This window comes from Enterococcus sp. DIV0008 (genome assembly GCF_050542615.1).
In the GTDB taxonomy this organism is placed as follows: Bacteria; Bacillota; Bacilli; order Lactobacillales; family Enterococcaceae; genus Enterococcus_D; species Enterococcus_D innesii.
The window spans coordinates 1,580,362-1,594,259 of sequence record NZ_CP172937.1; the positions used below are offsets into that span (position 1 = coordinate 1,580,362).

The following is a 13,898-nucleotide window of genomic DNA, read 5'->3' on the forward strand; positions in this document are numbered from 1 at the left end:
AAGTCAGGCAAACGCGCCTGACTTTTTTTTTACTGGGCATCAATGGCGATAAATTTGACAGTCACATATTCTTCGGGACCATATTTGCCATTTTCACGACCAAAGCCAGAATGCTTGACGCCGCCGAATGGAGCCGCCGGGTTTGAGATCGCGATGTCATTGACTCCAACCATCCCATATTGGAGGTTTTGGGCTACATCCGAGATTGTTTGCAGATTCGTTGAAAAGAAGTAGGAGGCTAGTCCAAATTCCGTATCATTTGCCGCAGCGATGACTGCTTGTCGATCGGTAAATGAGATCAATGGAATCACGGGTCCAAAGGTTTCTTCATAGTAAATAGTCATGTCAGGAGTGATGCCATCAATGACTGTCGGTGCAAAGAAATTGCCTTTCTCATATTCGCCTTCAGTAAGTTTTGTACCGCCACATAAGACTTCAGCCCCTTTGTTTACCGCATCTTCCAGCTGTTCGATAACTTTTTCAACGCCAGCTTGATTGATCAAAGGACCAACGGTGGGGTTATCAAGACCATTACCGACCGTTACGGTTTCCATTTTCGCTAATAGTTTTTTAGTAAAAGCGTCTTTGACGGATTCTTCGACAAAAATACGATTTGGTGACGTACAAACTTGACCGTTGTTGCGGAATTTAGCTGTAACTAATTTTTCAGCAGCTAAATCTAAATCAGCATCGGCAAAAACGAGAAACGGGGCATGGCCGCCTAACTCCAATGAAACTTTTTTCAGAGTTGGTGCAGCTTGTTCATATAATTTCATCCCAACTTTCGTGGAGCCGGTAAAGGTGATTTTTTTGACTTGTTCATTTTCGGTCAATTCTTTCCCGATTTCAGAAGAATCTCCTAAGACGATATTGACGACCCCGTCAGGAAGTCCTGCTTGTTGAAAAAGCTCGCCTAGAGCTAGTGCGGATAGTGGGGTTTCTTTTGATGGTTTCATAACCAGGGTACAGCCAACTGCCATAGCAGGCGCAATTTTTCTAGCAATCATATTGGACGGAAAGTTCCAAGGTGTGATCGCACCAACAACGCCGATGGCTTCTTTGCGTACCAGCCAATGATTGTGTGCAGGAGCTGGAATCACTTCACCATAGACTCGTTGTGCTTCAGCAGCATTCCAACGGAAATTATCCACGTTGGATTGGATTTCTGCCTCCGCTTCCTTTAATGGTTTTCCTTGTTCCATACTCATAATCTTTGCCAGTCGGTCGCTTTCTTGCTCCATTAAATCTGCAATCTTGTTCATCAAATCGGCTCGTTCTCGAGGCGAACGTTTTGACCAGTCTGTGAAGGCTTTCGCGGCGGCATTGATCGCTTGCTTCGTTTCTTCGATCCCTCCTTGGCTGACTTTTACCAGTTCTTCATTCGTGGCAGGATTGGTAACTGAAACCGACTCTTTTGTTCCTTCAAGCCATTTTCCGTCAATCAATAACTTCGTGGGCACTTGTGGTAACTGTGGGTTCATTTTGGCACTTCCTTTCATCAATGGGTGCTATTTCAACCGTAGCACGGATCAGAATAGATGACAATTCATATGCAAGTCTAATGATTCCCCAAATTTTCATAAAGAACCAGAGAGGAGATGTTCTGCTTCTATCATTTTATGGTAGAATAGAAAATAAGAATGTTTGTTCGATTCTTTTAAAAAAATAGTAAAAACATTCAAGGAGTGAAGGACACGTGCAACAGATAAAAGAGCTTTTAAAAACAGTGGGATTTGTCGTGATCTTCGCCTTATTCCTTTTGTTATTAAGACAATATGTCTTTACCCCCGTTATTGTAAAAGGAGATTCGATGGATCCAACCTTACATGATGGTGAGCGAGTGATTGCTTTAAAGAACACGGAAATCGAGCGTTTTGATATCATTACATTCGAAGCGCCGGATGAAGAGGGGAAAAATTATATCAAACGAGTGATCGGTTTGCCGGGGGATCGGGTTGCTTATCAAAACGATACCCTTTACATTAATGGACAAGCGTATGATGAACCCTATTTGGATGAATTCAAAGCGGCTGTCACCGATGGCTTTCCCTTGACCAGTGACTTTGACATGAGTCTATTTGGTGTGGAAGTCATTCCTGAAGGCCAAGTATTGGTTTTAGGTGATAATCGCCGAATCTCTAAAGATAGCCGTCAATTAGGCTTGATCGATGAATCAACGATTTTGGGGGATGTAAAATTTGTTTTTTGGCCCATTGCCGATTTTGGCATGTTAGGAAAAGATTGAACGAGTATTACCGATTTTGTAACGTGTTTCTGAAAATGACCACTAGACAAAAACGTCGCTTTCGAAGAAAAGCTGCTCATTGTTTTTTGGGGATTTTTTTAAAACTATGTAGAGAAGGAGTCCTTTCATGAGTTTACGATTTATCCTTGGTGATGGCCGTTGTCGTCATGATCAAGCTGTGATAGAGCAGGCAAAAAGCTGGTTAGAAAAAGACCATCAAGAAGTGTTTTTCCTCGTTCCTAACTACAATAAATTTGAACGAGAGCGTGAGATCCTTCAATTACTTAAAAATGATCAATCAGGGGATTTCGCTTCCATTCGGGCCCAAGTGTATAGTTTTCACCGTTTGGCTTGGTTTTATTTGCAGCAAACAGGATTGCTTTCGCAAAATGCCATCACTGAAAATGGTGCCTCCATGATCATGCGCAAGCTGCTTTTGGATTTAGAAGAAGAACTTGTCTTGTATCGCGGCGAAATTAATAAAGCGGGTTTTATCCAACAATTGTTGGCTTTTTATCAAGAAATGCATACAAGTCGATTGGGGATCGAAGATTTATTAGCTGGTGGTGCTGCCCCCAGTGCAACCCAAGATGAAGAGAAGAAATACAGTGAATTGGCGATAATTTTTCAACGATTTGAACAAGAACTTCTAGAGCGTGCTTTGCTAGTCGAACAACCGCTCACCTTATTGACACGCTTTCTGGAAGGTTCCTTGCTGGGAGACTCCCGGGTGGATCAAACGATACCAACTGCTTTGTCTTTGAACAAAGCGCCAGATCTTTCCCACGCCTTATTTATTATCAGCGGTTTCTCCGCTTTTTCAACCCAAGAGCAACAGTTGATACAAGTACTGATGAAGAGAAGTCATGTAGTGATTGATCTTATTTTGGATCGCGGGTACCCACAAGAGATGCCCACGCCATTGAATTTATTTTATGAAGCAGGACGGACCTATTATCAGTTGATCAGTTTTGCTCGTGACAATCAAGTGAACATTTACTTAGATCAGAAACTTTCCGTCAACCAAGAGGTGGACAAAGAAGACGAGGGATCGATCCCGCAGGCATACAAGGAAGTAGAAACTTTTTGGCGGCAGACCCAATCACAAGCCAATTATCATCAGCAGACCTCCGTCAAAGACTTTCTGGCAGTCTGGAAAGTTGGGAATCCTGAAGAAGAGATCCGTCAAATCGCAGCGTCGATCCGCGGGATGATGAGTGATAAGAAACGGTACCCAACATTACGGTATCGTGATATCCAATTATTGATCGCCGAACCAGAAGTCTATCATCAGTATATTCCTAAAATTTTTACTGAGTTTGAGATTCCTTTTTATATCGATGAAGAGCAGATGATGGCACAACATCCATTGGTTGAGTTTTTGAATGCTTTTTTTTCTTGTCAATCCTATGGTTTCCGCTTAAATGATATTTTGCGATTATTAAGAACGGAACTTTATTTACCGGCAGCCTATCGCTCCGAAGCAGATTGGCTCGTTGGGCGTGACCAGTTTCGTAAGTTAGTGGATATTACTGAAAATAAAGCATTAGCCCATGACTTTCAAGGAGCGAGTTGGACAAGAAACGAAGATTGGGAACTGATCGAGTATTTACAATTGGAAGAAGAAGCAGTGGACAAAGTGGATTTGACGGCGTATACCAACCAGTTGCGTAGGGCCTTTAAGCAAGATGTTGCTGATACTCTTGACTGGCTGACGGCTGCTAGAACAAATCGAGATGCCGTAGAACTGCTGTATCGCTTTTTACTGAATGCCGGTGTCGAGCAACAACTACGGCATTGGCGAGACCAGGCAATCCAACAAGGAAAATTGGATCAAGCTCGCAACCATGAACAAGCATGGCAAGCTTTAATGGATTTGCTAGATGAATATGCCACGATCTATGGAGAAGAGCCCTTTGATTTTGCGCTCTTTGAAGATGTTTTATTGACTGGCTTAGAAAATGTCACATTCGGGAAGATCCCAACAGCGATCGACCAGGTTAACGTCAACCGCCTTGATTTGGCTCGTCCAAAACAAGCGAAGATCACATTTGCACCGGGATTGAATGAAACGGCGTTGCCAAGAAAAATAGAGAACAAAACATTGTTGACGAATGAAGAACGTCAGCATTTCAATCAGTTGTTCAACGGTGAAAAATACCTTAGGGATACAGTGGTGGAAGGCAGTGTCAAAGAGCCATTTGCCTTTTATTCGGTCTTGCTTTCAGCAACGGAACACTTATCACTGTCCTATGCCGTTAATTTTGATACCCAGCAAAACATCAAAATGTCGCCTTATTTAGACCGCGTGATCAAACATTTGGATGTACCACTGCAAGAGCGGGGGATCTTGACGCTAGTCAGTGACCCGAGAGACTATGTCGGCAGTTACCGTGGCCTGATTTACCAAATCAATAACCTCAGTCAGCAAGCGCAAAAAAACAAAGAGACCTTGCCTCGAGTCTGGGAGCAGCTGAAACAAGCACTGCTGCGTTCGGAATGGACAGATTTAGCTGCCCAAGTATTTGAAAGCCAAACTCATCAGAATATTCCGATTCCTTTGTCTCAAGCACAAGCTGCGGCACTATATGGGCCGTCGATCTACAGCTCCATTTCTCAGATGGAGACGTTCTATCAGTGTGAATACAAGTATTTCGTCAGCTACGGATTACGGTTAAAAGAACGGGAAGTTTATGGCTTAAATCCAGCAATGACCGGTGAGTTTTTCCATGATGCGTTGGACCGCTTTGTCAAAGTCCTGATTGCTGAAAATATTTCCTTGACCCAGTTAACTGCTGACCAACGCGTGCAATTTGTGGAAGTCGTTTTGCAGGAGATTTTTGGCGAAAGCCGTTACCGTTTGCTGACAAGTTCTGCACGGATGAATTTTATTCGGTATCAATTAGGTAAGACGATTCAGCGAGTAGCGTGGGCTTTAGCGAAACAAGGTCAAAAAATGCATTTTAGTCCGGAAAAGACGGAGGTACTGTTCGGCCAGATCGCTGGCTCAAATGGGATTAACGGGATCGAATTGCCTTTAAGCTCTGGTGGGAAACTACATGTACGGGGGAAAATCGATCGAGTCGACACGGCGAAAACGGAAGAAGAACAATGGCTTTCTGTTGTTGACTATAAATCTAGCAGCCGAGATTTTGACCTTTCTGAAGCCTACTACGGACTTGCGATGCAGTTGATCACCTATCTCGATGTCGCATTGACGGATGCTGTCCAACTGGTTGGTTCGCCAAATGTGCGACCAGCGGGGGCATATTATCTGCATGTGCATAATCCGCTTTTGGACGGACAAGAAGCCAGTGAAGAAGAACGTTTAAAACGTTTCAAGTATGATGGGTTGTTTATTGACGAACCGGCTGTTTTCCCATTACTCGATGAGGAAGTTGAAGCTAGCAAAAATTCACCGATATTTCCTGTTCGAAAAGACAAAAACGGCGATTATCAAAAAACGACGCAGGCGAAAAACAAGTTTTATACAGAAGAAGAGCTTGAGCTGTTAAGAAAACACAATCGTAAAAACATGCAACAAAGCGGTGAGAAGCTATTAAGCGGTGAAATCGCCTTAAACCCGTCTTATAAATTAAAAGACAAAAAACGGGCGTGTGAGTTTTGTCCGTTTCGCAGCATCTGTGATTTTGATGTATTGTTGAAAGAAAATGAGTACCACCGTTTAGAAAACTTATCTAAAGATGAGATTATCCATCGCTTAAGGGAGGAAGAAGATGAGTAAGATCCCTTTAAAACCGCAAAATGAAACCTTTACGGATACCCAATGGCAAGCCATTTTTGATAAAGGGGATAATATCCTCGTTTCCGCTTCAGCGGGTTCAGGAAAAACAACCGTTTTGGTTCGGCGAGTGATCGAAAAGTTAAAAGCAGGAACGACGATCGATTCTTTACTGATCGTGACCTTTACCGAAGCAGCTGCTCGAGAAATGAAAGAACGGATTCAAGCGGCATTGCAACAAGCCATCAACCAAGAAAGTGATGAGCAAAAACGCCAGCACTTCGTCCGTCAGCTGCAGCTATTGCCGACAGCTAACATTTCTACTTTGCATGCGTTTTGTTTAACGGTGATTCGGCGTTTTTATTATTTGATCGATTTAGATCCAAATTTCCGCATGATGACCGATGAAACCGAAATTTTATTGATGAAAGAAGAAATCTGGACACAGCTGAGAGATCAACAATATGAAGCCAATGATGAAGCCTTCTTTCGTTTGACAGAAAATTTTTCTAGTGATCGTTCTGATGAAGGCGTCGGGGATCTGATCCTGTCTCTTTATGACTTTGCCCGAGCAAATCCGGATCCAGTCAACTGGCTAGCTCATCTAAGTGATCACTATATCGGTAAAGAAACCTTTGCTGAAAATATCCTGTACCAATCGCAAATCAAACCGACTTTGCAAGAAAATTTGAAGACAGCGGCGCATTTGCTGCAGGCGGCGCAAGACTATGCTCGTTCTGATGAAGCGATGGAAAAAGCAGCACTATTGATCGATACCGAATTGGGAATGGTGGAAACCTTAAAGGCTCTGCTTGATGCAGACGATGTTGATGGCTTCTATGAGCAGATCCAAGTGTTGCGTTTTGGTCGCTACCCAGCTTTTCGCAAACCAGAACAAAAGGAACTCTCCCAAGAAATCAAGCCTTTGCGAGATGATGCGAAAAAATTGGTCGAGCAATTGAAAGTGGCCTTTCCATACCCGCCGGCTGAAATGATGGAACTGCTTCATCGATCAGCACCTGTCGTTGAGAAAATGGCGGCCATGACCGAAGCGTTTATGAAAGCATTTCAAGAAAGAAAGCTTTCAAAAGGCCGTTTAGACTTTAATGATTTGGAACATTTCACCTTGCAGATTTTACAAGGTGACGGCAGTGGAAGTGAGGCGTCGGTCTATTATCGTGATCGCTTTGAAGAAGTTTTAGTCGATGAATACCAAGACGTCAATCGGCTGCAAGAGGCAATTTTATATTGGGTGAGACAAGTTGATCATAACCCTGGCAACATGTTTATGGTGGGGGATGTGAAGCAGTCGATCTATTCGTTTCGACTAGCAGATCCGACGCTGTTTATCGAAAAATACTTGGCATTTGAAACGGAGAATGGTGGGCGGAGAATCGTCTTAGCAGAAAATTTCCGTTCTCGCTCCGACGTATTGGATTTTACGAATCTAGTATTTCAACAGCTGATGGATGAACGGGTTGGCCAAATCCCTTACGATGAGGCGGCAACCTTGATTACCGGTTTTCCTCATTTTCCAGAAAGCGATGCCTTTGCCACAGAGCTCTTGTTATATGAAAAAGAGCATGAATCTGAAGAACAATTGATTGATGACAAAACAGAAGGTGAGATGCAGATTACTGCATTGAAGATTCGAGAGTTGATTGAATCAAAATTCATGATCTATGACAAAAAAGCCAAAACAAATCGACCAATCACTTACAATGATATCGTCTTGTTGACCCCCACACGTAAAAACAATCTTGTTATCCTAGATGTCTTTAAGCAGTTTGGAATTCCGATGGCGGTCAATGATGCTCAAAACTATTTTCAGGCAACGGAGATCCAAACCGTCGTATCTTTGCTGCAAATCATTGACAATCCGTACCAAGACATCCCGCTTGTGGCTGTCTTGCGCTCGCCAATCGTCGGCTTAACAGAAGATCAATTAGCTGAAATCCGTTTAGCCAATCGTTCCGGCGACTACTACGATGCAGTATTGGATTATCATGGTCAACATGAAGCGTCAAACTTGTGGCAAACGGTGGATGGGTTTTTAGCTAAACTAAATCAATGGCGAGAAGAAGCACGCAGACTGCCGATCCCGACCTTGCTTTGGCAAATCTATGAAGATACTGCTTACTTGGATTATGTTGTGGGACTTCCTGCAGGACAGCAGCGTTATGCAAATTTAGTGGCATTGATCCACAGAGCCGAAAAATACGAAAAGAGCAGTTTCCGTGGTTTGTACCAATTCATTCGCTTCATCGAAAAAATGCAAGAAAAAAACAAGGATTTGGCGGAGCCTGTGGCTACTCCTGAAGAAGATGCCGTTCGAGTGATGACCGTTCATGCAAGTAAAGGCTTGGAATTCCCTGTTGTGTTCTTATTGGATACAACAAAATTCTTTAACTACCAAGATTTTCAAAAACGCTATATCTTTGAAGAACAGCTCGGGGCTGGAATCCAATATGTGGAACCCGCAGAAAATCTTAAATTTGAGACACTGCCGTTTCAAGCCATCAAGCAAGTTCGTTTGAAAAAAGCCTTATCAGAAGAAATGCGAAAATTGTACGTAGCATTGACTCGAGCAGAGCAGAAGCTTTTCTTAGTGGGCTCCTATAAAAATCAAGCGGATGCCTTTAAGACGTGGCAATCTGGCTTGACGCAAGCCGAAATGGTTCTTGACCCTGCATTGCGCCTTGTTGCCCGGGGGAGTTTGATGGATTGGGTCGGACGGACCCTGATGCGCCATCCAGATATGGAAGCAGTATTCTCTGAAGCGTCAGAGCGCAAGCGGACGATCGATCATCCTGCTCATTTTCGTCTGTCATGGTGGAATCAAGAAACGATCACGCAACAAGTCCAAGAGACCCTTGCGCCAGTCGAGGAGCCTAAACGATTGCTTGCGCCAGATAGCAATATCGATGATCTTTTGAAACGCCTAGCCTATCGCTATCCTTATCAAAAAGCGACCCAAACGACTAGTTATCAATCTGTATCAGAATTGAAAAGACTCTATAACGATCCTGATGATCAACAGACCACTTTGTTGGAATGGCGGTCGGTTTCCGAGAAGACGAATCCTCAGCAATATCGCTACGTACAGGATGAATTGGCGAAACCAAAATTTCTGCAAGAAACGAAGCCTCTCGCTAGCAGTATCGGGACAGCAACCCATACGGTTTTGCAAATGATCCCATTAGGAATGACGCCAAATCAAGATACTTTGGAGCTCCTGATTGCTGAACTCGTGAAAAAGCAATTTTTTTCTGAAGAAATCGCCAAAAAAATTGACCGATCGAGCATTTTGTGGTTTTATCAAACTGAACTAGGTGAATTGCTGAACCGATCCTCTGATTTGGTGAAGCGGGAACAACCGTTTTCGATGCTAAAAGAGGCTGATACGATCTTTGAAGAGTTTGACGAACCAGATGCGCCGCTTTTGATCCACGGAATTATCGATGGCTATATTGAATTGGCGGATGAAATCATTTTGTATGACTTTAAAACAGATGATGTTTTCGGTAGTCAGGCTCAGATTGAAAAGAAAATGCGCGAACGATACTATGGTCAATTGAAACTCTATTGCCAAGCATTGGAGAAAGCGTTGAACAAACCAGTGAAACAGACCTATTTAGTGCTGTTAAAACCTAAGATGATCGTGTCATTCTAACTGATCGATCCTAGTTTCTTACAATTCGTAAGTCATATGCTATAATAGGTAAAAGAGGTGATGGAGAATGATAAAAGTAGAATCGGATTATGCCCTTTGTCCTAAATTTGAAAAAGCTTTTTCTATTTTAGGCAAAAAGTGGAACGGCTTGATCATTGATGTCCTTCTTGAAGACGGCAAACAAAGATTTGTTGAGTTAGCAAACAAGATTCCTCAAGTGAGTGATCGGGTGTTAGTCGAACGCTTGAAAGAATTAGAGCGGGAAGAAATTGTCTGCAAAGAAAACAATCTTTACTGCTTGACGCCAAGAGGTATTGCTCTTGAAAAGAGTATGATGAGTGTGAAGCGTTGGGCAGAAACATGGGTACGTGAGGAAGAATGCAGTTGATTTCTCACCAGAAATTAGGTAAACTAACCTTAAATGAATAGTTAAAAAGCGTTGATAGAAACTAGTAATTTGGCTGAATCAGAAAAAGGGAGACTTGTCACAGACTGAAAGCAAGTCCTGCATTCGAAAAATGAATTTCACTTCTGGAGCTTGCTGATTACAGTCAGTCGGCAGTTTTGCTGTCGTTAGCCGAAGTGAGTGCGCGGTTTTTTCGCGAATGAGGATGGTAACACGAGACGTCGTTCCTTTTTTAAGGGATGATGTCTTTTTTTGTCTTTAAATGAATGATATTCCCTTTATTCAGTCAATCCAGTCTTGTTATTCTTACACTATTCACAGTATAGAAGGAGGAAACACATGTCTTTACAAGAAAAATTAGAAGCATTGAAGGAAACGACATTGCTTAAAATCAAAGAAAGTCCAACCATGAACGACTTGAATCAAATTCGAGTGGAAGTGCTTGGAAAAAAAGGACCCATCACTGAAGTTCTACGGGGGATGAAAGATCTTTCTGCGGAAGAACGGCCGAAGGTGGGGAGCTATGCCAACGAGATTCGTGATATTTTGACAGAAGCGATCGAAGAAGCCAAGACGTCTATCGAAGCAGCAAACTTGGAAAAAGCCCTCGCTGAAGAATCCATCGACGTGACGTTGCCTGGTAAAAAGATGGACCGAGGAACTCGCCATGTGCTGACACAAATCATGGAAGAAATCGAAGACATCTTTGTTGGTATGGGCTACCAAGTCGTTGAAGGCTATGAAGTGGAAAAAGATCATTACAACTTCGAGCGGATGAATCTGCCAAAAGATCATCCTGCCAGAGACATGCAGGACACCTTTTATATTTCAGAGGAAGTGTTGATTCGAACCCATACATCACCCGTTCAAGCGAGAACAATGGAGACCCATGATTTTTCAAAAGGGCCGTTACGGATGATCTCTCCCGGGAAAGTTTTCCGTCGTGATACAGATGATGCGACCCATAGCCACCAATTCCATCAAATTGAAGGATTGGTAATCGATAAAAATATTACGATGGGTGACTTAAAAGGAACCTTAGAAGTCATGATGCAAAAAATGTTTGGGGAAGATCGCCAAATTCGCTTGCGACCAAGCTATTTCCCTTTCACAGAACCATCGGTCGAAGTCGATGTCAGTTGCTTCAAGTGCGGTGGTGCCGGATGTAATGTTTGTAAACAAACTGGCTGGATCGAGATCCTTGGTGCCGGAATGGTCCATCCTAACGTCTTAGAAATGTCAGGGATTGATCCAACCCAATATTCGGGATTTGCTTTTGGTTTAGGTCCTGACCGAGTGGCAATGCTGCGCTACGGCGTGAACGACATTCGCCAATTCTATCAAAATGATGTGCGTTTTATTCGCCAGTTCAAGGGGGAACAATAAATGTTAGTATCATATAAATGGTTAAATGAATACCTTGATCTGTCTGAGATCACACCCAAAGAGCTGGCGGATAAAATGTCAGTGACGGGGATCGAAGTCGAAGGTATTGACGTGCCTGAAGAAGGCTTAAAAAAAATCGTTGTCGGAGAAGTGACCGACTGCCGACCGCATCCGGACTCTGACCATCTATCGATTTGCCAAGTAAATATTGGCGAGGATGAAGATTCACAGATCGTTTGCGGTGCGCCGAATGTCAAAAGCGGCATCAAAGTCATCGTGGCATTACCAGGCTCTCGAATCGCGGGCAATGTAAAAATAAAAAAGGGCAAGATGCGGGGAGAAGTTTCCAACGGCATGATTTGTTCGTTGCAAGAGTTGGGATATGCCGATAGCGTGATTCCCAAAGAATACGCGGAAGGAATCTATTATTTACCAGCAGAAGCAGAACCAGGATCACCGGTTTTTCCTTATCTGGATATGGATGATCACATTATCGAATTGTCGATCACTCCGAATCGTGCGGATGCGTTGAGCATGCGGGGGGTTGCTTATGAAGTCGGTGCGATCTATCGCCAAACACCGAAGTTTCCTGAAATTTCGCTTACTGAAAGTGAAGTAGCTGCTGCCGATAAAATTCAGGTGAAGGTCACTGAAGCAACAGATGCACCCGCCTACCAAATTCGAATCATTGATGGTGTAACGATCGCCCCAAGTCCACAATGGTTGCAAAATCGCTTGATGAATGAAGGTATTCGTCCAATCAACAATGTCGTGGACGTGACGAATTATATCTTACTATTATTTGGCCAACCATTGCATGCCTTTGATTATCAAAAGCTCGACAGCAAAGAAATACTTGTCCGTCGTGGTAAAGAAAATGAAAGTTTGGTGACTTTAGATGGAGAAACACGTCAGCTTTCCCCAGAAGACATCGTTATCACCAACGGAACCACGCCCGTTGCGCTCGCAGGCGTCATGGGAGGGCTTGATTCAGAAATCACGGAAAAAACGACTACAGTCGCTTTAGAAGCGGCCTTGTTCGATCCGTTAGCGATTCGTTTGACCTCAAAGAAATTCAATTTAAGAAGCGAATCCTCCGCTCGTTTTGAAAAAGGGATCAACCAAGCCACGGCTGCAAAAGCTTGTGATGCAGCAGCAGCACTGATTGCGGAACTTGCTGGTGGAACGGTCTTAAAAGGGGCAGTAATAGGTTCCCAAGTAGCAGTAGAACCTGTTGAGGTTACAATCACTTTAGCTCGAATCAATAGCTATTTAGGCACAGAAATCACTGATGAAGAAGTGCAAGAAATCTTTGATGCATTAGGCTTTGGTCATCGTCAAGAAGCAGACAGCTATATTGTTTCTGTCCCACCTCGTCGTTGGGATATTACGATCGAAGCAGATATCATTGAAGAAGTGGCGCGTATTTACGGTTATGATCGTTTGCCATCGACTTTACCGCAAGGAGAAACGGTTGCCGGTCATCTAACCAAAGCGCAACGTCTGACTAGAGAAGTTCGGACGCTATTGGAAGGCAACGGGGTCAGTGAAGCCATCAGCTATGCTTTGACAACGGAAGAGAAGGCACAACAATTTACGGATAAATCGAGCCAAGTGACTCGATTGGATTGGCCAATGACCGAAGAGCGTGCCGTCTTGCGCTTGAATCTGATTTCAGGTTTGTTAGACGACGTTGCGTACAACTTGGCACGTAAAAACAATCGTGTTGCTTTGTATGAAATTGGTCGCGTCTTTTATCAGACAGGCGACAGTAAACACGAGCTGCCAACAGAAGTCAATCACTTGGGGCTAGCTTTGACAGGAAATATCTATGAGAAAGACTGGCAAACCCAAGCTCAAAAAGTTGATTTCTTCCATTTAAAAGGCATTTTAGAAAATCTATTTGATTCGTTGGCATTAACCGACCGTATTCGTTATCAAAAAACGGCAGCTATCAAAGAGATGCATCCTGGCCGTACGGCAATGATCCTGCTAGATGACCAAGAAATCGGCTTCTTGGGACAAGTCCACCCATCGATCGCCAAAGATTATGAAGTGAGTGAAACCTATGTTGCTGAATTGAACTTAGATCAACTGTTAGCAGCGAAAACAGAACAATTGGTCTATCAACCAGTTTCTAAGTTCCCATCAGTAACGCGGGATATGGCACTCTTACTTGATGAAACGATCGATAACCAGTCCGTGATGGAGATCATTCGCGAAAGTGCCGGTCGCTTCTTAAGTGCGATTCGTTTATTCGATGTTTATCAAGGGAAAAACATCGAAGCAGGCAAAAAATCATTAGGGTACAGCCTGACCTTTAGCAATCCAGAAGCTACCCTGACGGATGAAGAGATCAATCAAGCAATAGCGAAAATTACTCGTAACTTAGAAGAAAAAGTTCAAGCAGAAATCCGCTAATCAAATAAGTAGAAAAACGTTCTCC

Annotated in this window: 7 protein-coding genes; 6 read left to right on the top strand and 1 reads right to left on the bottom strand. The window is 43.3% G+C overall.

Annotated features, from left to right (window positions below):
- Positions 1-29: 29 nt before the first annotated feature.
- On the bottom strand, positions 30-1,481 hold the full coding sequence (locus IGI84_RS07580) for an NAD-dependent succinate-semialdehyde dehydrogenase (protein WP_081118708.1): 1,452 nt from the start codon (positions 1,479-1,481) through the stop codon (positions 30-32).
- 215 nt (positions 1,482-1,696) lie between these two features.
- Here IGI84_RS07580 and lepB point away from each other — a divergent pair, with 215 nt between their 5' ends.
- The 6 genes from lepB to pheT all read left to right on the top strand — a co-directional run bounded on the left by lepB (position 1,697) and on the right by pheT (position 13,873).
- Positions 1,697-2,245 carry a signal peptidase I gene (lepB, locus tag IGI84_RS07585; RefSeq protein WP_077453443.1) on the top strand — a complete coding sequence of 183 codons (549 nt, stop codon included), beginning with the start codon at positions 1,697-1,699 and terminating at the stop codon, positions 2,243-2,245.
- Between the two features lie 127 nt (positions 2,246-2,372).
- Entirely contained in the window at positions 2,373-5,990 is a 3,618-nt protein-coding gene (locus IGI84_RS07590; RefSeq protein ID WP_220427164.1) for a PD-(D/E)XK nuclease family protein, read from the top strand.
- The gene (gene addA / locus IGI84_RS07595; RefSeq protein ID WP_200124409.1) at positions 5,983-9,660 is read left to right on the top strand and encodes a helicase-exonuclease AddAB subunit AddA; all 3,678 of its coding nucleotides are present in this window, start codon (positions 5,983-5,985) and stop codon (positions 9,658-9,660) included. The genes IGI84_RS07590 and addA overlap by 8 nt, the downstream gene beginning before the upstream one ends.
- Positions 9,661-9,727: 67 nt before the next feature.
- Positions 9,728-10,048 (top strand): winged helix-turn-helix transcriptional regulator, encoded by a 321-nt coding sequence (locus IGI84_RS07600; protein ID WP_005226192.1) that lies wholly within the window; start codon positions 9,728-9,730, stop codon positions 10,046-10,048.
- Positions 10,049-10,405: 357 nt separating this feature from the next.
- The gene (pheS, locus tag IGI84_RS07605) at positions 10,406-11,452 is read left to right on the top strand and encodes a phenylalanine--tRNA ligase subunit alpha (protein WP_005236117.1); all 1,047 of its coding nucleotides are present in this window, start codon (positions 10,406-10,408) and stop codon (positions 11,450-11,452) included.
- Positions 11,453-13,873: a phenylalanine--tRNA ligase subunit beta gene (pheT, locus tag IGI84_RS07610; protein ID WP_430600943.1), complete on the top strand. Its 2,421-nt coding sequence runs from the start codon at positions 11,453-11,455 to the stop codon at positions 13,871-13,873. It begins immediately after the preceding gene.
- Positions 13,874-13,898: the final 25 nt, after the last annotated feature.

Excerpts from the sequence above, each read along its gene's own strand:
- IGI84_RS07580 (WP_081118708.1), bottom strand. The coding sequence starts at position 1,481 with ATGAACCCACAGTTACCACAAGTGCCCACGAAGTTATTGATTGACGGA.
- IGI84_RS07590 (WP_220427164.1), top strand. The coding sequence starts at position 2,373 with ATGAGTTTACGATTTATCCTTGGTGATGGCCGTTGTCGTCATGATCAA.
- addA (WP_200124409.1), top strand. The coding sequence starts at position 5,983 with ATGAGTAAGATCCCTTTAAAACCGCAAAATGAAACCTTTACGGATACC.
- IGI84_RS07600 (WP_005226192.1), top strand. The coding sequence starts at position 9,728 with ATGATAAAAGTAGAATCGGATTATGCCCTTTGTCCTAAATTTGAAAAA.
- pheS (WP_005236117.1), top strand. The coding sequence starts at position 10,406 with ATGTCTTTACAAGAAAAATTAGAAGCATTGAAGGAAACGACATTGCTT.
- pheT (WP_430600943.1), top strand. The coding sequence starts at position 11,453 with ATGTTAGTATCATATAAATGGTTAAATGAATACCTTGATCTGTCTGAG.